The organism is Cupriavidus sp. 05L310, from assembly GCF_056398185.1.
The window spans coordinates 1-21622 of sequence record NZ_JBFTOX010000037.1 but is presented as its reverse complement, the minus strand read 5'-3'; the positions used below and the strand labels follow the sequence as shown (position 1 = coordinate 21622).

Genomic DNA, 21622 nt, shown 5'->3' with positions numbered 1-21622 from the left:
CGCGCTTTCCCCCGCCAAGTAGGGGTGACACGGTAGTGGCGATTGTTTATCTAGTTGGGCTGGCAAAGGCACTGGCGAAGTGGTCATGCCGATTGCAGTTGCAAGAGCCAGCAAGGGTATCCATGAGAGGCGAATAGCCGGGGCGGCGAAGGGCACCACAGGCGGTGCGCTGCCCTGGTGTGGTTCGGGATCCATAGACGACGTATCGAAGTAATGACGTAGTGATTTCAGGAGCGAGAAGAGTGCAAACCAATATCAGGAATATCTTTACCCTCGGCCTTACGGCTTCCGCGGTAGCGACGCTGGTGGCCTGCGGCGGGGGCTCGGATTCACCGGCGCCCACGCCCACGCCTACGCCCACGCCGGCCGCTGTGCAAGGCAAGGCGGTCGACTTCTACCTGGCGCAGGCCACGGTGACTTTTCTCGATTGCAGCAACAAGACGGCGACAACCAAGGCGAACGGGGATTTCACGTTCCCGGATGGTTGCACAACCAGCGCTCTCAAGGTGACGGGCGGTACCGACATCGGCACCAATCAGCCTTTCACCGGCGTGCTGCAGGCGCCGGCCGTGGCCTACAAGGCGGGTGTGACGCCCGTGGTCACGCCGCTGACGACCCTGGTCGCGCAACTGGGCTCCGCCCAGGCAGCGGCACTCGCGACCAAGCTTGGCCTGCAAGGCAAGGACCTCTCCACCCTGGACCCGATGAATGACGCCGCCGTGCTGAAGGCCTCGGTGGTGGTCCAGCAACTGGTGGACCAGGTCGCCAAGACGCTTGCTGGCCTGTCCAAGACCACGGGCGGCACGTTGACGGCGGAAGCTGCAGCGGCGGCAGCCGCCAGCGCAGTGGCCAGCGCGGTGAATGCCGGTTCCGGTACCGCCGACCTGACCAGCGGCGCACTGGTATCCACGGTCATCACATCGGCCGTGCAGAATGCCAAGGCAGGCTTTCCGGCCAGCGTGCAGTCCAGTATCGCCGCAGTGGCGGCAAACGTGGCCGCGCTGGCCGGCCCGGTCGTGACCAGCCAGGTCGCCAACGTGAACGCGGCCCTGGGCACCATTGTGCTGGGCGCCGACCCGGCCGCCACGCTGGCTGCCTTGCAGCAAAGCGGTTCGGTCAATGCGGTGGTGGACAGCGCCAAGTCGGCGGCGAGCAATGCGCTGGTCGCGGCAGTGACGCCCACCGCGCTGGCTGACGCGGCGCTGACTGGCAACCTGGCCAGCCTCGGCGCTGCCGTGGCAACTGGCAACGCAGGCAAAATCCAGGACGCTGCCACCGCTCTGGGCGGCAACGTCAACTCCGGAGCCATCAATGATGTGGCAAACAGCGTCAAGCCGACCAACTTCATCCAGTTGGCCAGCCTGACCATCAACGGCGATGTGTTCCCGGTCTCCGATGCCGTGACGGTACGGGGTGGCACGCTGAACGCCATCAAGGTCGCGGTCTCGCAGAACGGCAACGCCTTCGGCAGTGCGGCTCCGGAAGTGCGCGCGGGCCTGAGCTATTCCTACAACGGCAATAACGTCGACGTCATTATCGAGAAGGTCGTGCTGACGTTCAACGGCTCGCAGTTGACGGCTGCCACCGTGCCGGCCAACACCACGTATTCGTTCCGGGTCGGTGGTAGCATCACGGCCGGCGCGAGCCTGAGCAGCGGCGTGGCCGACAACCTGTTTGACTCCGCTAGCAGCGGCTCGCTGAACCTGCCTTTCACGGTCTTCCTCGGCAAGCTGAAGAGCGCCGGTGCGTTGAGCGCGGCACAGATCGACGCGCTCACGCCCAAGGCGACCAGCTCCTTCCCGGTGACGTTTGCGGTGGCGGGCCAGGGCGGCAAGGCGGTCAGCGTTGGCAAGGTGGTCACCGGCGGCGCGGAGAAGGTGCAGACGCAGACGGTGCAGACCAACTCGTCGACGGTTAGCGGCAACGGCATCAAGGTCGCTGTCACGCTGAATCCCTGATTGGTCCGCAGTCCGGCCCTTCCCGTGGTCCGGGGAGGGCTGCCCGGTCATTCGTCACGCGCGCCCGCAGGCGCGATGGCGGGTGACCGGCTTCTTTTTTGTGTGCAGTTTGCCGGACCACGACCCGGCCAACGCCGTGGATGAGGTCCGCCTCCTGGCCTCGGAGTTTCCCTATGCTGTTGTATCGCACGCGCCGGCTCGGCAATGCCGGCGCATTGATGCTGGGCTTGTCATGCGCTGGCGTTGCCAATGCGGCGCCCGACGATGTGTTCTTGCAGGCCGAACCCACCACGGGCGAGTTCACTGCATTTCGCGCGGAGGCCAGCTATGACATGGTCAACAACGCCATGGACATCTTCAACAGCCATGGCGGCGCGCCGGACAATGCCGGCAATTACCGCGGCGGCAAGCTGATGCTGGGCTACAAGTTCTCGCCGAAATGGTCGGGCTCCGCCACGTACTGGCGCCGCGGCATCGACTACGGGCCGGACAACAACCAGATCGATACCTGGATGCTGGCCTTGCACTACGACCCGCTGGCCGAGCCCGGCGCGCGCGACCGCCTGCTGGTGCGTTTCTCGCTATGGGGCGACCACTCGGGTAGCTTGAGCCGCTCTTCCGCCCTGAAGGTCAGGAATGCCACGTTCAACAGCGTCACGGTCAACAATGCCAATGACATTCAGGGCCAGGCCGATGTGATCTTCTCCGGTGACCTGACCGAGCGCAACAAACTGACGGGGTTTATCGGCCTGGGCGTCAGCCGTGTGACCATCGGCGGGCTCAATACGCGGTTGCAGCAGGGTGGGTGCAATTTCAACGTCGGCATCAACTCCGACAATGTCGCCAACGGCAGCCTGGCCGCGCCTTGCCGCGTTGGCAACGTCAACCTGCAGTCCGCGAGTTTCTCGACCGACGCCGGGCAGTACGGGCTCAATATCAATGACGATTTCAACTACACCGCCGGCTACCTGAACCTAGGCGGCTCGTGGCGCTGGAAGTACGAGAATTTCACTGCCAGGCTGGGCTACCAGTTCCAGTACTTGCTGCGCAGTAACGTCGATAGCCGTGCCAGCGCGTACGGCAATTCCCCGATCAAGTCGAATCACACGCTGGGGCTGGAGTTGTCGTATGCGGTGGTGAAGAACGTCGAAGTGTTCCTGCGGGGGCAGGGCTCGCTGCACAACTTCGTGGGCACCATTCCGTTTCTCTACAATGCCGCCACCGCGGGCAAGATGGACCGCTATTACGGCTATGGCTCGATTGGTATCCGCTTCTCGGGTTTTTAGGGCAAGGCTCGCGGAATTCGGGTTTCGGGGCGCGGCCGGGATTGAAGGTGCGAGATGACCGGCGTGCGCGCCATGCGCGGCCGGCGAGGTGAATGGCAACGGGACTGGAGGGGACGGCCTGACCCGGAAAAAGAAGGGTGTAGGTGCAGGGCGCCCCTACACCCCTTGAGTGGTTCAGCAAGGGGTCAGTCTTGCTGGGACGGATTGTCTTATGGGTTGTATTGCGTCAGTACCCTGCCTTGGTAGGTGGTCCTACTTAGGAGGGGAACCGGGGTCTGCCGTGGATGGCTGGGCGCTGAAAGAATGGGGCCGGGCGTGCATAAGGGACGGTTTTCAGGTTTGCCGTAGTTTGAAATCGCCGTTAGCGGAGCCAGTAGTGTTGCCGGGCGGCATGACGTTGTCGCGATGTGGCGTGTTCGCTTGCGGTTCCCAGGTGATGAATGTGCAGTCGTGCCCGACCGTGAAAGGGCCTTCCAGGAGCTTAGATTGCATTACGCGTTTATCAGGGGCAAGGTGTCTGCCCGCCAGGCGGCCTCGCATCCGGACGTGGCCAGCGCCGGGCCGGAGGGCGAGGGCCATGCCGCGGCAGCGCGCATGGCGCGGCTGCGGCGGTTGATGTCGCGGCCATCGGGCGCCATGGATCGCAGCCTGGATAGCGAGGAACTGCTTGTGCTCACCAGGGACGACCTGATCGGCGCCATCGAGCTCGGACATATCTACCCGGTGTTCCAGCCGCAGATCAGTGCGCAGCATGGCGGCATCGTCGGGCTGGAAGTGCTGGCGCGCTGGTCCGACAAAGGCCGGCATCATGCGCCGGAGACGTTCATCGGCAGTATCACTAGCCATGGGGTGGAAACCCTGCTGCTGGATCATTTCCTGGGTGCTTGCGGGCGCGTGCAGACTCGTTTTCCCCGCTATGCGGGCCGGTTCGCCCTTAACGTCAACCCGAGGACCGCCGCCGCCGCGGGGTTTGTCCAGGGCTTTGTGCATGCCAGCATCTCGCATGGACTGGATGTTTCGCGGGTGGTGCTCGAGCTGACCGAACAGACCCGGATCTCCCGCGAGGGCGAGGCTCGCCTGCTGGAGAACCTCAACGCGCTCTCGGCGCGCGGCATGGTGATCTCGCAGGACGATTTCGGTTCCGGCTACGCATCGCTGCAAGCCCTTGGCCTGCTGCCTTTCACGCAGGTCAAGGTCGACAAGACCTTGTTGCACCGGGCGCGGCATGCCGAACGCGCCAGGCGGCTGTTCTCTTCGTCGATGGACCTGGCACGCTCGCTGGAACTGCAGACCGTGGCCGAAGGCGTGGAGAGTCCGGACGATATGGTCCTGGCAAGATCGCTTGGCGCGGACTTGCTGCAGGGATATGCCATTTCGCCGCCGGTGCCGTTCGAGAGGCTGGTGCTTTGAGCGAGCCGCCGGGCCACGGGGCACCCCTGCGCCCTGTAGAGCCTTCCATGGCCTCGCGTTGACTACCGTTATATACATCGCTATATTTCGGAAATTGGGCAATGGCCGGCTACCGCACGGCCACCGCCAGAGCCGGCATGGCTGGCGTGTCCAACTCCACAAGGCATTGCCGTGAACCAGTCGTTGCTGATCCTTGATGCGTTTTCGCTGTCGCCTGGCGAGCCGGCATGCCGCGCGCTGGCCGGCGTGCTGGAAAGCGCCAACGCCGGCAGGCTGCCTCGGTTCGCGCAGTGGCTCGGCCTGGCTGAGCCCGAGTTCTGGCAAATGCTCGATCATTGCTTCCCCGGCGCCAGGGCGGCGGGGTGGGCGCCCGAGTCGGCGCCTGTCGATGCCGCCGCGCTGCCTTGCGAGTTTGCCGACCTGGTGGAGATGCTGGTCTCCTCGGGCGATCCGGCCCGCCCGGAAACGCGCTGGGCCGCCCATGCGCTGGCCAGCGGCTGCTTTGGCGGGTCCCATCTCTGGCACGACATGGGCCTGGCCGGCAGGCACGACGTTTCGCGCTTGCTGCGGGACTACTTTCCCTCGCTCCATGCAGCCAACACCACGGACATGAAGTGGAAGAAATTCTTCTACCGCGAGCTATGTCTGCGGCTGGACCTGCATCCCTGTCCTGAACCGGCTTGCGCCGGCTGCGACAATTACGCCGGCTGCCACGGCACCGAGACGGTGATCGGCTGGCATTAGGCAGGCACGCGCCCACGGGGATGCTTTCGTGCGGGTACTACATGCGGGTGCGGGTGGCCGCAGGCAAAACGCTGGTTTGCTCCCCTCTCCCATGAAATGGGAGAACAACCGGGGGACAGGGGAGCTACGGCAGTGCTGGAACCAGCCCGGCGGCGAATCGACCCACACGAAAGTCGGATGAACTCAAAAAACCGCAAAATCTGCAAGGCTCCCTCCGGTACATTGCGCGCCATGGAGACCACATGAAGCCCGAAACCCGAAACCAGTACGCCCAGCGCCTGGACCCCGTCCTGCGCTGGCTGGCAAGCCATCCCGACGCTGACCCGGACCTGTACCGGCTGGCGGACCTGGCCTGCCTGTCCCCGTATCACTTCCATCGCGTCTATCGCGCGATGATGGGAGAAACGGTGAAGGCCACGGTGCAACGCATCCGCATGCACCGTGCGGCCGTTGCGCTGGCGGGTCCGGAAGCTTCATTGCGTGATGTGGCGCTGCGTGCCGGATATGAGTCGGACGCAGCGTTCATCCGGGCCTTTGGCGCGACCTTCGGCATGCCGCCGGGACGGTATCGCGCAGCCCGCTCCCGTCCCTTCGACCCTCAGGAGCTATCCATGTATCCCATCACGATCGAAACCTTTCCTGGCACCATGCTGGCCGCGCTGCGCCATCACGGCAGCTATCAGGAAATCGGCCCGGTGTTCGCCCGCGTCTTCATGCTGGCGGCCAGCCGCGGCGTTGCCAGCCAGGAAACCGCCGGTTTCGGTGTGTACTTCGACGATCCCGAGCAGGTGCCGGTTGACCAGTTGCGTTCGCTGGCCGGCATGTCGGTTGCGCCGGATGCGGACCTGGGAGAGGAACTGGTGCGCTTCGAAATCCCGGCGTGCCGTTGCGCGATACTGACCTATACGGGCCCCTACAACGAGATGAACAAGGCCTATAACTGGATGTTCTCGGAGTGGCTGCCGAACAGCGGGGCGGTGCCGGCGGACTTTCCCATGTTCGAGCAGTATGTGAACGATCCTCGCATCACGCCGCCCGCGCAATTGCAGACGCGGATCTACATGCCGGTGAAGTAGGCTGCCGGCGGAAGGCATCGGCTGCGTGATCGTCAACGGCACCGTCACATGGGAGCAGGGCGGCCACACCGGGGCGCGGGCGGGGCAGGTGATTACCTGCGGGCGCCAGCCATAGCCGGGTGCTACAGCATCGCCGTATGCAGGTGATGCGGATCGTCCAGCGTATCCGCCACGATCTGCAGCGACTCTTCCATCTCGTCGCGGTCGCCCGGTCCGCCCAGGCAGAGGCGGATCGCGTCCGGCGGGTTGCCGTCCGTAGAGAAGGCCGCGCTCGAGACCGCGCCAATGCCGCGCGAGCGCAGGTGCAGCGCCAGCTCGGACGGACGCCAGCCGCTGTCCTGCGGTACCGGCAGCCAGAGATGGAAGCCTTCGGGGTCGGCATCATAGGGCCGCCCGGCGAAGACCTCGCGGGCCACCAGTTGCCGGGCCACGCTCTCGGCGCGAATGGCCTTGAGCATGTCTTCCGCCGTGCCATCCTTGATCCATGACGTGGCCAGCAAGGTGTTAAACGGGCTCGCCATGACGGTGGTGGCGCGCAGGGTGCCGGCCAGGCGCTGGGTCTGGCGCGCGGTGGGGCTGTTGATAAAGGCAATGCGCAATCCCGCGCCAAAGCACTTCGACAGGCCGGTTACGTAGTAGGTGAGTTCGGGCGCGAGCGTGGCCATGGCGTCGGGCGTGCGCTGCGGCAGCATGCCGTAGGCGTCGTCCTCGATGATCGGCACGCTGTAGCGCAGGGCGATATCCGCGAGGATCTCGCGCCGTCCTTGCGGCATGGTTCGGGTGCTGGGGTTCTGCAGCGTCGGGTTGCAGTACAGCGCGCTGGGCTTCTGCGTCTTGCACAGGGTTTCGAACGCCGGGCCAAGCGGCCCTTCCTCGTCGCTGGGCAGGGCCTGCAACTGCACGCCGAGTTGCGTGGCGATGGCCTTGATGCCGGGGTAGGCCAGCGTATCCAGGCAGATGGTCTGTCCCGGGCGGGCCAGCAGCGATACCAGCGCCACCAGGGCGCTGTGGATGCCGGGGCAGATCAGCACGGTATCCGCGCGGCAGGCGGGCACGTAGCGCTTGAGCCATTCCGTGGCCACGGCGCGGTCGGCCGGCGTGCCGCCGAAATCCTGGTAGCGCAGCAGGCTGTACGGATCGTTGGCACCCATCAGGCGCCCGGCCGACTCGCGCAGCCGCGCCGTCAGCACCGGCGGCTCGGGCGGCATGTTCATGGTCATCTCGGCACCGGTGCCCGCGCGCAGCGGCAACGCCGGGGCGCGCCCCCGCACAAACGTGCCGCTGCCGGCCTTGGCATCGATCAGCCCGCGCTTGCGCGCTTCCGCGTAGGCGCGCGCCACGGTGGTGTAGTTGAGCCGCAGCGCCTCGGCCAGGTCGCGCAGCGCCGGCAGCCGGTCGCGGGCCTGCAGGCGGCCGCTCGCCAGGTCTTCCTCGATCAGGTCGGGGATCGTCAGGTAGGCGGGTTTGGCGCTCTCGGAGAGGCGTTTCAGCCAGTGGCTGGCAAGACCGGACAAGGTGGGCTCCAGGCGATTCATGCGTACAAGGTACCGAGGCATCAGGCTATCACATTGATCGCTTTATATGCCTTAAGTGATTGCATTTTTTAGTGCTCGATGATGGTGCGTGATCGCAGGCTTGCACCGCTTCCGGGCGTCCGCGCGGGGCCGGCGCGTTCCGCCCCAGTGCATGCCCCATATTGGCCTGTACCGGTCTGTGCACAGTCGATTTCCGCCGCTTCCACCATCCGGAAAATCATCCATGCGATCAATGAACGATTCCCTGCTTGATCGCTAATTGATTGCATTGATCGGCGGGGTAGATGGCATAGCCCGTGCTCATGGAGTGGTGTCGGCCCCCCGGCCGATCGATCGAACGAATACGCGAACGAAATGCGCGGGCGATCGACAGACCCACCCACCCTATGGAGCACAGCATGCCCGCAGTCAACAAACCGGCCCACAAGAAAGGCGATTTCCTGGTCGACTACGAAGAGAAGGTCTTCGAGGACGTGAAGGCGGAGCCGGGCGAGAAGGCGCTGGTCACCTTCCACACCGTCGCCTTCGAGGGCTCGATCGGCTTCGTCAACCTGTTGCAGGCCACGCGCCTGCAACGCAAGGGCTTCGAGACTTCCATCCTGCTGTACGGCCCGGGCGTCACGCTGGGCCTGCAACGCGGCTTTCCCACGCTGGGCGACGAGGCCTTCGCCGGCCATCTCAACTTCAACAAGCAGATCACCAAGTTCATGGAAGAGGGCGGCAAGGTCTACGCCTGCCGCTTCGCGCTGCAAGCGCTCTACGGCCACGGCGAAGCCTCGCTGATCGAAGGCATCCGCCCGATCAGCCCGCTCGACGTGCTGGACCTGAAGCTTATCCACCGCAAAGAGAACGCGCTGATCCTGGATACCTGGACGGTTTGAGAGACAGATAGAGACAGATAGAGATAGAAAAGGCGGGCACCACCATGTCACAGAAACGCATTGTGCGCGCGGCCGCGGTCCAGATTTCCCCGGACCTCGAGCACGGCGAAGGCACCCTCGGCAAAGTCTGCGAGGCCATCGACAAGGCCGCGCGGGAAGGCGTGCAGCTGATCGTCTTTCCGGAAACCTTCCTGCCGTACTACCCGTACTTCTCCTTCGTGCGGCCGCCCGTGCAATCCGGCAGCGACCATATGCGCCTGTACGAGCAGGCGGTGGTGGTGCCCGGCCCCGTCACCCATGCCGTGTCCGAGCGCGCGCGCCGGCACGGCATGGTGGTGGTGCTCGGCGTCAACGAGCGCGACCACGGCAGTCTTTACAACACGCAACTCATCTTCGATACCGATGGCCGCCTGGCGCTCAAGCGCCGCAAGATCACGCCGACCTTCCATGAACGGATGATCTGGGGCCAGGGCGACGCGGCCGGCCTGAAAGTGGCAGATACCGCGATCGGCCGCGTGGGCGCGCTGGCCTGCTGGGAGCACTACAACCCGCTGGCCCGCTACGCGCTGATGACCCAGCACGAGGAAATCCACTGCAGCCAGTTCCCCGGCTCGCTGGTGGGTCCCATTTTTGCCGAGCAGATCGAAGTCACGATCCGCCATCACGCGCTGGAATCCGGCTGCTTCGTGGTAAATGCCACCGGCTGGCTGACCGACGAGCAGATCGCCTCCGTGACCACCGACCCCGGCCTGCAAAAGGCACTGCGGGGCGGCTGCAACACCGCCATCGTGTCCCCGGAGGGCCAGCACCTGGCGCCGCCGCTGCGCGAGGGCGAGGGCATGGTGATCGCCGACCTGGATATGTCGCTCATCACCAAGCGCAAGCGAATGATGGATTCGGTGGGGCACTACGCCCGGCCGGAACTGCTCAGCCTCGCGATCAACGACCGGCCGGCGGCGACTGCCTCGCCCATGGCCGCCGCCTTCTCCAACTTCCACGGGAGCACCCAACATGAACTCCAGCGAGATGACGACGGCCTCGAGCCGGCTGTCGGTAACTGAACTTCGGACCGAGCTGCAATCGGTAGGGCTGCGCCTGCTGGACCCGGCGGCCGGTGCCGCCAGCCGGCGCGGCGGCGCGGGGCCGTCGGACCACAAGGCCGTGACCATCGACGGCGTGACCATCATGGTGCCTGTGCATACCAATACCGCGTGGCACTCGCCCTTCGTGGCGTCGTCGCCCGATGGCAAGGGCACCAGCGCGCTGATGCGCGGCACGATTCCGATTGCCAATATCAGCTTTCCGAAGGCGCCGCGCTTCTACGGCCTGCAGACGCTGGATGGCGTGCCTTACTCCCATATCGCCACGCTGCACAGCGCGGATGTACTGGCCACCACGGTGCTGCAGACCTGCATCCGCTACGAGAGCCGCCGCAAGACCTGCAAGTTCTGCGCGATCGGGCAATCGCTCGCGGCGGGGCGCACCATCGCGCGCAAGACGCCGGAACAACTGGCCGAAGTGGCGCGTGCCGCGGTGCTGCTGGATGGCGTCAGGCATATGGTGCTGACCACCGGCACGCCGCCCACGCCGGACCGGGGCGCCGCCATTCTTTGTGAAAGCGCGTTTGCGATCAAGGCGGCCGTCGACCTGCCCATCCAGGCGCAATGCGAGCCGCCCGACGACGACCGCTGGTTCGACCGCATGAAGGCGTCCGGCATCGATACGCTCGGCATGCACCTGGAAGTGGTGACGCCGGCCCTGCGCGAACGCATCATGCCCGGCAAGGCCGCGGTGCCCGTCAGCCGCTATATGGAGGCGTTCAAGGCCGCGGTGGCCGTGTTCGGCCGGGGGCAGGTGAGCACTTATATCCTCGCGGGGCTTGGCGACAGCGCGGAGACCATCCTGTCGATCTCGCGGGAACTGGTTGCGCTTGGCGTCTATCCCTTCGTGGTGCCCTTCGTGCCGATCACGGGCACGCCGCTGGAAGACCATCCGGCGCCGCCGCCGGAATTCATGAAGTCCATCCTCAAGCCGCTCGGCGCCATGATCGGCGCGGCGGGCATGCGCTCGGCGGATATCAAGGCGGGCTGCGGCAAGTGCGGCGCGTGTTCCTCCCTGTCTTCCTATGAAGAGGTGGCGGCATGAGCGACGACCTTTGCGTGGAGGTGCCTGCCGCGACCACGTTCCGCATCCGCTGGGCCGGGGCGCAGTGGGAGGCGGAGCAGGCCATGACGCTGCGCCGGGCGGTGTTCTGCCACGAGCAGGGCATCTTCACTGGCGACGACCGCGACGAGACCGACGCGCGTGCGCAACTGCTGGTGGCGGTGAAGTGCGAGGCGGATGCGCCGGAGATGGTGGTCGGCACCGTGCGTATTCACGAGGATGAACCTGGTGTCTGGTTTGGCTCCCGCCTCGCGGTGCACGCCGCATATCGCAGCCACGGCAAGATCGGCGCCACGCTGATCAGGCTGGCGGTGAGCAGCGCGCACGGGCTTGGCTGCACGAAGTTCCTCGCGCATGTGCAGAGCCAGAACGTGCCGCTGTTCCGCCGTCTGCATTGGAACGTGCTGGCGGAGGAAACGTTGCTTGGCCGCCCGCACCACCTGATGCAGGCCGACCTGGACTACTACCCGGCTTGCCTGACGCCGCGCATCGGCATGCCGGCAATGGGAAGGAGCGGAGCATGAACGTCGCGCAGATCGTGGAAAGCCTGCGCGCCAGCCGCGGCTTCGGCCACAAGACCGATATCGCCGGGGTGCTGGCGTCGCTCGGCAGCGCGCTGCCGGGCGGGGTGCGCGATCTCGGCCAGGCCGTTGCCGTGGGTGACGACTGCGCCGCCATTGCGGACCATGACGGCTACCTCCTGTTCGCCATCGAGGGCATGGTCAGCGACTTTATCCATGCCAAGCCGTGGTTCGCGGGCTACAGCGCGGTGATGGTCAATGTCAGCGATATCTATGCGATGGGCGGCCGCCCGCTGGCGGTGGTGGACGCCATCTGGAGCGCGGGCGTGGCCGAAGCCGCCGAAGTGCTCAAGGGCATGGCGGCGGCTTCGGCCGCGTATGGCGTGCCCATCGTGGGTGGCCACAGCAACGCCCGCAGCGATCACGGCCAGCTTGCGGTGGCCATCGTCGGCCGGGCGCGCAGCCTGCTCTCCAGCTTCGCGGCGCGTCCGGGCGACCGGCTGCTGATGGCGGTCGACCTGCGCGGCGCCTTTGCCGAGCCGTATCCCTACTGGAATGCCTCCACCGGGGCGCCCGCCGGGCGGTTGCGGGCCGATCTTGAACTGCTGCCCGTGCTGGCCGAGGACGGCCTGTGCGCCGCGGCGAAAGACATCAGCATGGCCGGCACGCTGGGCACGGCGCTGATGCTGCTGGAGTGCTCCGGCGTTGGCGCCCGGATCGACCTGCACCGCATTCCGGCGCCGGCGGGCGTGCCGCTGCAGCGCTGGCTGACGGCGTTCCCGAGCTATGGCTTCCTGCTGGCCGTGCGCGAGCAGGACGCGGAGCGCGTGAGCGAGCGATTCCGGGCGCGGGATATTGCCTGCGCGGAGATCGGCGTCATCGACGATTCGCGGCAGGTCTCGGTCAGCGGCGCCGGCGAAACCGCGCTGTTGTGGGACTTCGCGCGCGATGCATTTATCGTCCCGCGGGCCGGTTGCCCGGCGCGGGACGCCACCCGATCGATGCCTGAGGAGAGGCCATGCCAGTGACACATTTCCGGGTACGTTGGCCCGATCAGAGCGAGGTCACCTGTTATTCACCGTCGTCGGTGGTCAGCGAATTCTTTGTCGCGGGGCAGGACTACGCGCTGGAGGAATTCATGCGGCTTGCCAGGCTGGCGCTGACGAGCGCTTCGGAGCGCGTCAGGGCGAAGTATGGCTATGCCTGCTCGTCCGCGATGGATCAGCTTGAACAGATCGAGAACACGGCAACGCGTTTCAGCGCGCAGATGGACGCCACCGTGCGCGTGCTTGGCTTCGGCCGTTAGCACGCATCCGAAAGCCTTAACGCATCTCACAGCAATCAACGAAGGACGCATCATGTCTGACACCCACAGCGAATCCATGGCTACCTCCCCCAAACACTACAGCGTCATCGTGGTGGGCGGCGGCCAGGCCGGCCTGTCCATGAGCTACTACCTCAAGCAGGCCGGCATCGACCATCTCGTGCTGGAGAAGCACACCGTCACCCACACCTGGCGCAGCCAGCGCTGGGATGCCTTTTGCCTGGTCACGCCGAACTGGCAGTGCGCCTTGCCGGGCTATCCCTACCAGGGCGATGACCCGCACGGCTTCATGAAGAAGGACGAGATCACCGCCTATCTCGATGGCTTTATCGGCATGGTGAACGCACCGGTGCTGGAGCATACCGAGGTCCGTCGCGTGAAGCCGCTGGAGCGGGGTGGCTACCTTGTCTCCACTTCGCAGGGCGACTTCACCGCCGGGCAGGTGGTGGTGGCCTCGGGCGGCTATCACACGCCGATCGTGCCGCGCATGGCGGAGCGCCTGCCCGCCGGCATCCGGCAGCTCCAGTCCTCCGAGTACCGTAGCCCGCAGGCCTTGCCGGAAGGCGGCGTGCTGGTGGTGGGCTCCGGCCAGTCCGGCGCGCAGATCGCGGAGGACCTGCACCTGGCGGGCCGCAAGGTGTTCCTGGCTGTCGGCCAGGCCCCGCGCTGCGCGCGCTTCTACCGTGGCCGGGACGTGGTGGACTGGCTGGCCGACATGCAGTACTACGACATGCCGGTGCAGGAGCATCCGCTGCGCGAAGGCGTGCGCGACAACACCAATCACTACGTGACCGGCCGCGATGGCGGGCGCGATATCGACCTGCGCAAGTTCGCCACCGAAGGCATGGAACTGTTTGGCGCGCTGGAAGACTTCCATGACGGCAAGCTGCGCTTCACGCCGAACCTGAAAGCCAACCTCGACGATGCGGACGACACGTACAACCGCATCAACGCCAGCATCGACAAGTTCATCGACAAGCACGGCATCGCCGCGCCGGCCGCCAGCACGTATGCGCCGGTATGGACGCCGGGCGAGGAACGCTGGGCACTGGACCTGGCCGAGGCCGGCATCGGCGCCATTGTCTGGTGCATCGGCTTCCGCCCGGATTTCAGCTGGCTGGAGGCACCTGTCTTCAATGGGCGCGGCTATCCTGGCCACGTGCGCGGCGTGACGGCGCAGGATGGCCTGTACTTCCTTGGCTTGCCGTGGCTGCACACCTGGGGCTCCGGGCGCTTTTCCGGCATCGCCCGCGATGCCGAATACCTGGCGGCAATAGTCAGCGAAAAGCTCGGCGCGCAAGCACTGGCGGCCTGACATGTTTGACGCGCGCACAAGCTATGTCGCCGGCATGCCGAACCTGTCCTATACCGGCCTGTCGGAGAACTGGCTGCTCAAGGCGTGCGGCGACCTGCACTGGCAGGGCCTGGCGGAGCTGTCCGGCCAGGCGCTGCCGGAGTTCAGGGACGCGGAAGGCAACAAGGCTTACGCGGCCTTCACCGCGATCCGGTTGCGGGAGGCCTCGCTCGAAGCGCTTGGCGAGAACGCGGCATTCTCCGTGGACACGCGGTTGATGCGGGTGGCCGGCGCACGGCATTTCAGCTCGCACGAACTGATGCTGGAAGGCGATGGCTCTGGCGCCAGGCGCGCGCAGGTATCGATGGTATCCACCTTTATCCGGCGCCAGCGCGAGCGGGACAACCGCTCGGTGGTCAGGGCCGCGTTCAACATGCCTGTGGATGGGCCGCCGCCGGCAGCGGCGGTGGAAATGGCCGCGCTGGCCAAGCGCTTTCGCGCGGGAGACTGGTGCGGGCATCTTGGCCTGGAGCAGGCCCGGCACCATGGCCGGTACACGGCCGAGTACCTGCCTTGCCCCTATGGCGACTTCAACGGCGCGGACCTGCTTTACTTCGCCAACTTCCAGGCCATTGTCGATCGTGCCGAGTGGCAATGGCAGCGTTTCGAGGAGCCGCCGACGGTAGCGGCGCGGGACCTGTTCTTCCACGGCAACGTCAACCTCGGCGAAGCGCTGGAGTTGTCGTTCTCCGCGGTGGATATCCGGCCGGACGGTCTTGCGCACTGGTGCGAGATCCGGCGCGGCAGCGATGGCGAGAAGATTGCCGACGTGGTGACGCGCAAGCGATGGAGAGTGCGATGAGCATTGGCGCAGAGCCGCCGGACACGGCACGCGCGGTGCCGCGCAAGACCGTTTATACCGCCGCCGACCTGGAGGGGCTGGCGCACCTCGGCAGCCTGCCGGGTGAGGCGCCGTTCGTGCGCGGGCCCCATCGTTCGATGTATGCGGGCAAGCCGTGGACCATCCGGCAGTACGCGGGCTTTGCCGATGCCACCGCCTCCAACCTGGCGTTTCGCCAGGCGCTGGAGCAGGGCGCGCAGGGTTTGTCGGTCGCCTTCGACCTGCCGACCCATCGCGGCTACGACTCGGACCATGCGCTGGCACAGGCGGACGTCGGCATGGCCGGCGTGGCGATCGATTCGGTGGAGGACATGAAGCGCCTGTTCGACGGCATCGCGCTGGACCGTGTCTCGGTGTCGATGACGATGAGCGGGGCCGTGCTGCCGGTGCTGGCGGCTTTCCTGGTGACGGCGGAAGAGGCTGGCATCCCCCTCGGGCAACTGAGCGGAACCATCCAGAACGACATCCTCAAGGAGTACATGGTCCGCAACACCTGGATCTTCGCGCCCGGGCCGTCGATGCGGATCTGCGCGGATGTGGTGGCCTACCTGGTGCGGCATGTGCCCAGGTTCAACGGCATGTCGATCTCCGGCTACCACTTTCAGGAGGCCGGGGCGGACCCGGTGCTGGAACTGGCGCTGACGCTGGCCAACGGCGAGGAGTACGTCAGGCAGATCCGCGCGCGCGGGCTGGATGTGGATGATTTCTGCGGACGGCTGAGTTTCTTCTTCGGCGTGGGCACGGACTTCTTCACCGAGATTGCCAAGCTGCGCGCCGCGCGTCTGCTGTGGTGCGAAATCGTCCGTGGCCTCGGCGGCACTACGGACCGGGCCACCACGCTGCGCACGCACTGCCAGACTTCGGGATGGTCGCTGACGGCGAAGCAGCCCGAGAACAACATCGTTCGCACCACCGTGGAGGCGATGGCGGCGGTGTTCGGCGGCACGCAGTCGCTGCACACCAATGCGTACGATGAAGCGCTGGCGCTGCCCAGTGCCGATTCGGCCAGGCTGGCGCGGGACACGCAACGGATCCTGCAGCACGAGATGGGCCTGTGCGATATCGCCGACCCCTGGGCCGGTTCCTACATGATGGAGTCGCTGACCGCGCAGGTTGCCGGGCAGGTGCGCGCGCTGATGGCGGAGATTGCCGCGTGTGGCGGCGTGCTGGCGGCCATCGAGTCCGGCTGGGTGCATGGGCTGATCCATCGCGCCGCCCTGCGGACGCAGGCGGATATCGATGGCGGCAAGCGCGTCATCGTTGGCGTCAACCGCTACCAGGCGGCGGCCGGGGAGGCGCCGGCCTGCCTGGAGATTGACGGACGGCAGGTGCGGGCGCATCAGCGCGAGCGGCTGGCGGCGCTGAGGGCGGGGCGTGACGGCGAGGCCGTGGCACAGGCCCTGTACGCGCTGACGAAGGCGGCGCGCAGCGGGCAGGGCAACCTGCTGGCCCTGACCATGGACGCCGTCCGCTGCCGGGCGACAGTTGGCGAGTGCACGCGCGCGCTGGAGCAGGCGTGGCCGCGCTACACGATGGTCCCGGCCTACGCGGCGGGGGCCTACGCCGCCGCGCGCGACGCGGCGCCGGCCTGGGAAGCCGCCTGCGCGCAGGTCCACAAGCTGCACGCGTGCCTGGGCCGCCCGCCAAGGATGCTGCTTGCCAAGCTGGGACAGGACGGCCACGACCGTGGCGCGAAGGCGGTGGCGGCGGCGCTCGCCGACGCCGGTTTTGCCGTCACGCTGGGCCCGCTGTTCCAGGCGCCGGAGGAAGCCGCCGCGGTGGCCGCGCAGGGCGGCTTCGACGCCTTGGGCGTCTCCACGCTCGCCGGCGCCCACCTGGACCTGCTGCCCCGCCTGGTCGACGCGCTGCGCCAGCGCGGGCTGCGCGCCCCGGTGTTTGCCGGCGGCGTGATCCCCGCCGGCCACGTCAGGCAACTGCGGGACATTGGCGTGCGCGCCGTGTTCGGGCCGGGGGAGGCGATGGAAGCCATCGTTGCCGGCATAGCGCGGGAACTGCTCGGACTGCTCGGCCAGGTCATGCGCGCGGTGCCGCAGCCATGACGCCGCCGCCCAGCGTGCGCGGCAAGGCAACCTTGTCCCGCGCCTGGGCGCCTGTCAGGGCGGGCTTGTCGCCAGCAAACTATTTGCGGGCTAACGGATTCGGCGTGGGTTCTCCGATCTTGGTCAGCGTATTGCGGTCGGTGTGGTGGAACGGTTCCGTCTTGCCGCGGATCATGAGAACCGTGTCCTCGTCGTAGGACCACGTTCCGTTCTCGTTGATGGTCACTTTGATACGGAACTCGACCGTGTCGAACGCGAGTTCGAGAAAGGGATTGGAGCTGATGCCGGCGGTGCTGGATCCCTTCGTTGCAACCAGTTCGAACGCCTTCGCGTCGGCGGATGCCTTGCCCATGGCCATGACGGTCTGGCCGCGTGGAATCGTAAGCGTGTGGATGATGTTCCCGGTAGCAGGCTCCCAAAGCCAGTAACCCACTTGTTCGTGATACGTCTTCACCTGATCCGGCTTGGTGATATGCGTGTGATAGCGCAAACCATAGAACAGTTGTGGCCCGTTGGTCTGGGGGTCGACCGGCTGAAGCTCGATTCGCTCGACGAACGCCTGCTTTCGCGGTCCATCCACCTTGGGCTTGACGTCCAGCCCACGCGTGCCTTGCCAGATACCGGCCATGCCTGTCAGCGGCCCGAGATTGCTTAGCGTGTCGACATCCAGATCGGAGGGTTCCGTGTAGATGTCATGCAGTTGTGCCGACTGTTCAACCTGGTCTGCCGGTTTCGACTCTTCCATTGCTATCCCCTGACTCAGTACTCAAGAAAAGAAAATACCGCCGCGCAGCGGCCGGCCGCGAAAGACGCGGGGACTTGAAGTTCACTTTTTCTGGCGTCGGCCAGGGCCATCCGGTGGTTCCCTGGGATTCTCGCTGCGCTCGGCGGGCGTGCCGATTGTACCGGTCCAATCACGTGCAATGTCCCGGGCCGGTGAACCTGGCCCGGGGAGCACCCGTGAACACCCGGACGGCCCGGGAAGTTGTCGCTGGAAAGATCGAGGCAAAGTGCTAGGCTTCATAGTCAGCCAGGCACGGCAACGGGCCGTGCGAGATCGCCAGTACCCTGTCCGATGCCATCACGAAGTGGCCTGTCAAAAGGGGAAAGCCATGGATACCGAGGCGCGGGCCGATGAAGGCGGGCAAGGCATCCCGGAGCCATCCGGCCCGGCATTGCCGGGACAGGTAGTGCTTGTGCTGCAAGGCGGTGGAGCGCTTGGTGCCTACCAGGGCGGCGTCTACCAGGCGCTGCACGAGGCGGGCATCGAACCGGACTGGGTCATTGGCACGTCGATCGGGGCGATCAATGGCTCGATCATCGCCGGCAACAAGGCCGCGGACCGGCTTTCCCGGCTGCGGCAGTTCTGGGAGCAGGTTGCCCGGCGTGGTCCGTTCGAGATGACCAGTCTCTTACCCGGAGCCGACAACAAGCTCGCGGACCTCGCCACGGTCATGCAGGGCATCCCCAACTTTTTCGTGCCCAATCCCGGCGCGTGGTTCGGCCTGCATGCGCAGCTTGGCGTCGAACGGGCCGGATTCTATTCGACCGACCCGTTGCGCGAGACGCTCCTTTCGCTCGTGGATTTTCCTTACCTGAACCAGAAGCACACGCGGCTGACCGTGGGCACGGTCAATGTGTGCAGCGGGCAGATGCATTACTTCACCAACCGCGATATCGCCGTCAGCCTTGAGCACGTGATGGCATCCGCGGCATTCCCGCCAGGGTTCCCGGCCGTGTGTATCGAAGGCGAGGCCTATTGGGACGGCGGTATCTGCTCGAACACGCCGCTTGAAGCCGTGCTCGATGATTATCCGCGCCGCAGTTCAGTCATCTTTACCGTGCAGCTATGGCCGGTGCGAGGGCCGGAACCGCAGACGCTGTGGGACGCCATGGGCCGGCAACGGGACATCCAGTATGCGAGCCGGGCGGAGACCCAACTGGCGCGGCAGAGGCAACTGCACCGGCTGCGCCATGTGATTCGCGAGCTGGCCAAGTACATTCCGGAGCCCGAACGGCAATCGGCCGCGGTCAAGGAGTTGCTGGGCTGGGGCTGCCATACCACCATGCACGTGGTGGAACTGAATGCGCCGCCGTTCGGGGGCCAGGATCTTTCCAAGGACATCGATTTCACCGCGAGCGGTATCGAAGCGCGCTGGAGCGTAGGCCATGCGGATGCCAGGCGGGCCATCGGGCTCGCGCCCTGGCGCGGGGTCATGGATCCCATCGAGGGGATTGCCGTGCACGATACCGCGCCGGCGCCGGCATGAGCGCGCCGGCCTGCCGGGCGGCCCCCGGCACGAACCCCTCCGGTTAGTCGGGATTCATTGCCCGCGGCCGGCGGCTGGGATATCGTTCAGCCTGGCTCGCGGCGGGTGCGGCAACGTATGCGCCGGGGCCGCCTCCACAAAAGGGGAGACCATTACGGCTCACGGCCTCCCGTACTTCAGCCACCGCACGCCGGGCCGGAGTTCGCCATGGACACCCAAGAGCGGACGATCCCTCGGCAGGACAGCGCTGGCGTTTATCGCGACCCGATGCAAGGTGCCTGCCGCAGGCACCGCGCCGGGGCCATCATTGACGTAGTCTTGTTTGGAGAGTGATCCCCATGCCCGCATTCCGTTCCGAAACCGACTCGATGGGCGCCATCGACGTACCCGCGGATCGCTACTGGGGCGCGCAGACGCAGCGCTCCACCATCAATTTCCCGATCGGCGTCAGCCGCTTCCGCTGGCAGCGGCCGGTCATTCGCGCGCTGGGCATCCTCAAGCGCGCGGCGGCCGAGGCGAACGCCGAGCTGGGCGAGCTGCCTGACGACCTGGCCCGCCTGATCGTGCAGGCGGCCGACGAGGTCATCGCCGGCAAGCTGGACGATCATTTCCCGCTGGTGGTGTTCCAGACGGGGTCCGGCACGCAATCGAACATGAACGCCAACGAGGTGATTTCCAACCGGGCCATCGAGCTTGCCGGCGGCGAACTCGGCAGCAAGAAGCCGGTGCATTCGAACGACCACGTGAACCGCGGCCAGAGCTCCAACGACACGTTCCCGACCGCCATGCACATCGCCGTGGTCGAGCAGATCCACACCAAGCTGTTCCCGGCGGTGAGCGCCCTGCGCGATACGCTGGCCGCCAAGGCGCAGGCCTACCAGGACATCGTCAAGACGGGCCGCACGCATTTGCAGGACGCCACGCCGATTACGCTGGGGCAGGAAATCAGCGCCTGGGTCGCGCAGATCGATTTTGGCCTGAACGCCGTCAAGACAGCGCAGCCGGGCCTGCTGGAACTGGCCATCGGCGGCACGGCGGTCGGCACCGGGCTGAACGCGCATCCGCAATTCGGCGCGCGCGCCGCGGCCCACATTGCCACGCTCACCGGCCATCCGTTTGTCGACGCGCCGAACAAATTCTTCGCCCTCTCCGCGCACGATGCGCTGGTGCAAACCTCCGCCGCGCTGCGCACGCTCTCCGGCGGCCTGATGAAGATGGCGAACGACGTACGCTGGCTGGCCTCCGGCCCGCGCTGCGGCATTGGTGAACTCAACATCCCGGAAAACGAACCGGGCTCCTCGATCATGCCGGGCAAGGTCAATCCGACCCAGTGCGAAGCGATGACCATGGTGTGCGCGCAAGTGTTCGGCAACGATGCGACGGTGGCCTTCGCCGGCAGCCAGGGCAATTTCCAGCTCAACGTGTACAAGCCGGTGATGGTCCACAACGTGCTGGAAAGCATCGAGCTGATCGCCGACTCCTGCCTCGCGTTCAACGATCACTGCGCGATCGGCATCGAGCCGAACCTGCCGAAGATCGCGGAGAACCTCGACAAGAACCTGATGCTGGTGACGGCGCTGAATCGCCATATCGGGTATGACAAGGCGGCGGCGATTGCCAAGAAGGCGCATAAGGAAGGGCTGACGCTCAAGGGGGCGGCGCTGGCGCTTGGTTATCTGACGGAGGAGGAATATGCGCGGTGGATTGTGCCGATTGAAATGACGCATCCGAATAAGGATTGAGGGGGATTTGGGGGAGGTGGGCTGCTGGTCGGGCGGCGGGGGGCTGAGTTTTGGCGCTTCTAGCTGCTGGCGCGGCTGTACGGGGTTGGCCGTTTACGCACACGGAGGTGTCACTTTTCTTTACTCGTAAAGAAAAGTAACCAAAAGAAAGCGATCCTTGCAGGAGGCTGGCGTGTCGGGGTTGCGCAGCCCAATGGATTCGTCGTCAGGCCCCGGGTTCTATTAGCCTCGTGCCGTCACCGGTTCGGAGCACCACGCCCCAGCCAATGCCCAGGGATTCGTGGTGGTCCCCCCGGTAGCGGCCACCACGAATTTCAGGCCGTCTGTCGCTCGCGGCGCGGACGGCCACGAAGTTGCAAGCGCCCCGTTTCCGTCGTGGGCGCGGTGGCACCGGATTGCTAGGACCAGGACCTTCTTCACCGCGCCCACCCCACCACGAAACCATCACGGCGTGATA

General features: G+C 66.0%; 18 protein-coding genes. 16 read left to right on the top strand and 2 right to left on the bottom strand.

Annotation, left to right across the window (positions count from 1 at the left end):
- The first annotated feature begins 242 nt into the window (after window positions 1–242).
- The 5 genes from AC1DS6_RS25290 (at window position 243) to AC1DS6_RS25270 (ending at window position 6474) form a co-directional block, all read left to right on the top strand.
- A complete protein-coding gene (locus tag AC1DS6_RS25290; RefSeq protein ID WP_477103397.1) occupies window positions 243–1958 on the top strand; it encodes a hypothetical protein in 1716 nt (571 codons plus the stop codon).
- A 173-nt stretch (window positions 1959–2131) separates the two neighbouring features.
- Window positions 2132–3244 (top strand): hypothetical protein, encoded by a 1113-nt coding sequence (locus AC1DS6_RS25285; RefSeq protein ID WP_477103396.1) that lies wholly within the window; start codon window positions 2132–2134, stop codon window positions 3242–3244.
- Between the two features lie 486 nt (window positions 3245–3730).
- Window positions 3731–4654, top strand: coding sequence for an EAL domain-containing protein (locus tag AC1DS6_RS25280; RefSeq protein ID WP_441625720.1), 924 nt, complete (start codon window positions 3731–3733; stop codon window positions 4652–4654).
- 171 nt (window positions 4655–4825) lie between these two features.
- Window positions 4826–5398, top strand: a complete 573-nt coding sequence (locus AC1DS6_RS25275; RefSeq protein ID WP_477103395.1) for a nitrogen fixation protein NifQ — start codon at window positions 4826–4828, stop codon at window positions 5396–5398.
- A 242-nt stretch (window positions 5399–5640) separates the two neighbouring features.
- On the top strand, window positions 5641–6474 hold the full coding sequence (locus AC1DS6_RS25270) for an AraC family transcriptional regulator (protein WP_477103394.1): 834 nt from the start codon (window positions 5641–5643) through the stop codon (window positions 6472–6474).
- A gap of 122 nt (window positions 6475–6596) precedes the next feature.
- Here AC1DS6_RS25270 and AC1DS6_RS25265 read toward each other — a convergent pair whose 3' ends face one another.
- Complete coding sequence (locus AC1DS6_RS25265) at window positions 6597–7988, bottom strand: aminotransferase-like domain-containing protein (protein ID WP_477103447.1); 1392 nt, start codon at window positions 7986–7988, stop codon at window positions 6597–6599.
- A 419-nt stretch (window positions 7989–8407) separates the two neighbouring features.
- Between AC1DS6_RS25265 and AC1DS6_RS25260 the strand changes: the two genes are divergently transcribed.
- The 9 genes from AC1DS6_RS25260 to scpA are packed head-to-tail and all read left to right on the top strand — an operon-like array spanning window position 8408 to window position 17153.
- Window positions 8408–8890 (top strand): MSMEG_0572/Sll0783 family nitrogen starvation response protein, encoded by a 483-nt coding sequence (locus AC1DS6_RS25260; RefSeq protein ID WP_035811662.1) that lies wholly within the window; start codon window positions 8408–8410, stop codon window positions 8888–8890.
- 44 nt (window positions 8891–8934) lie between these two features.
- Complete coding sequence (locus AC1DS6_RS25255; RefSeq protein ID WP_441625712.1) at window positions 8935–9951, top strand: Nit6803 family nitrilase; 1017 nt, start codon at window positions 8935–8937, stop codon at window positions 9949–9951.
- The gene (locus tag AC1DS6_RS25250) at window positions 9902–11035 is read left to right on the top strand and encodes an MSMEG_0568 family radical SAM protein (protein WP_477103393.1); all 1134 of its coding nucleotides are present in this window, start codon (window positions 9902–9904) and stop codon (window positions 11033–11035) included. Before AC1DS6_RS25255 ends, AC1DS6_RS25250 begins: the two co-directional genes overlap by 50 nt.
- The gene (locus AC1DS6_RS25245; RefSeq protein ID WP_477103392.1) at window positions 11032–11577 is read left to right on the top strand and encodes an MSMEG_0567/Sll0786 family nitrogen starvation N-acetyltransferase; all 546 of its coding nucleotides are present in this window, start codon (window positions 11032–11034) and stop codon (window positions 11575–11577) included. Before AC1DS6_RS25250 ends, AC1DS6_RS25245 begins: the two co-directional genes overlap by 4 nt.
- Window positions 11574–12602 carry a sll0787 family AIR synthase-like protein gene (locus AC1DS6_RS25240; RefSeq protein ID WP_477103391.1) on the top strand — a complete coding sequence of 343 codons (1029 nt, stop codon included), beginning with the start codon at window positions 11574–11576 and terminating at the stop codon, window positions 12600–12602. The genes AC1DS6_RS25245 and AC1DS6_RS25240 overlap by 4 nt, the downstream gene beginning before the upstream one ends.
- A complete protein-coding gene (locus AC1DS6_RS25235; protein WP_477103390.1) occupies window positions 12593–12880 on the top strand; it encodes an MSMEG_0570 family nitrogen starvation response protein in 288 nt (95 codons plus the stop codon). The genes AC1DS6_RS25240 and AC1DS6_RS25235 overlap by 10 nt, the downstream gene beginning before the upstream one ends.
- 52 nt (window positions 12881–12932) lie before the next feature.
- On the top strand, window positions 12933–14213 hold the full coding sequence (locus AC1DS6_RS25230) for an MSMEG_0569 family flavin-dependent oxidoreductase (RefSeq protein ID WP_477103389.1): 1281 nt from the start codon (window positions 12933–12935) through the stop codon (window positions 14211–14213).
- A gap of 1 nt (window position 14214) precedes the next feature.
- Complete coding sequence (locus AC1DS6_RS25225; protein ID WP_477103388.1) at window positions 14215–15054, top strand: Pnap_2097 family protein; 840 nt, start codon at window positions 14215–14217, stop codon at window positions 15052–15054.
- Window positions 15051–17153, top strand: coding sequence for a methylmalonyl-CoA mutase (scpA, locus tag AC1DS6_RS25220; RefSeq protein ID WP_477103387.1), 2103 nt, complete (start codon window positions 15051–15053; stop codon window positions 17151–17153). The genes AC1DS6_RS25225 and scpA overlap by 4 nt, the downstream gene beginning before the upstream one ends.
- A 79-nt stretch (window positions 17154–17232) precedes the next feature.
- On the opposite strand, the gene AC1DS6_RS25215 is transcribed toward scpA, so the two are convergent.
- Window positions 17233–17898, bottom strand: a complete 666-nt coding sequence (locus AC1DS6_RS25215) for an FABP family protein (RefSeq protein ID WP_441625696.1) — start codon at window positions 17896–17898, stop codon at window positions 17233–17235.
- 367 nt (window positions 17899–18265) lie between these two features.
- On the opposite strand from AC1DS6_RS25215, the gene AC1DS6_RS25210 reads away from it, so the two are divergent.
- Window positions 18266–19423, top strand: coding sequence for a patatin-like phospholipase family protein (locus AC1DS6_RS25210; protein ID WP_477103386.1), 1158 nt, complete (start codon window positions 18266–18268; stop codon window positions 19421–19423).
- A 338-nt stretch (window positions 19424–19761) separates the two neighbouring features.
- Window positions 19762–21165 (top strand): class II fumarate hydratase, encoded by a 1404-nt coding sequence (fumC, locus tag AC1DS6_RS25205; protein ID WP_441625692.1) that lies wholly within the window; start codon window positions 19762–19764, stop codon window positions 21163–21165.
- Window positions 21166–21622: the final 457 nt, after the last annotated feature.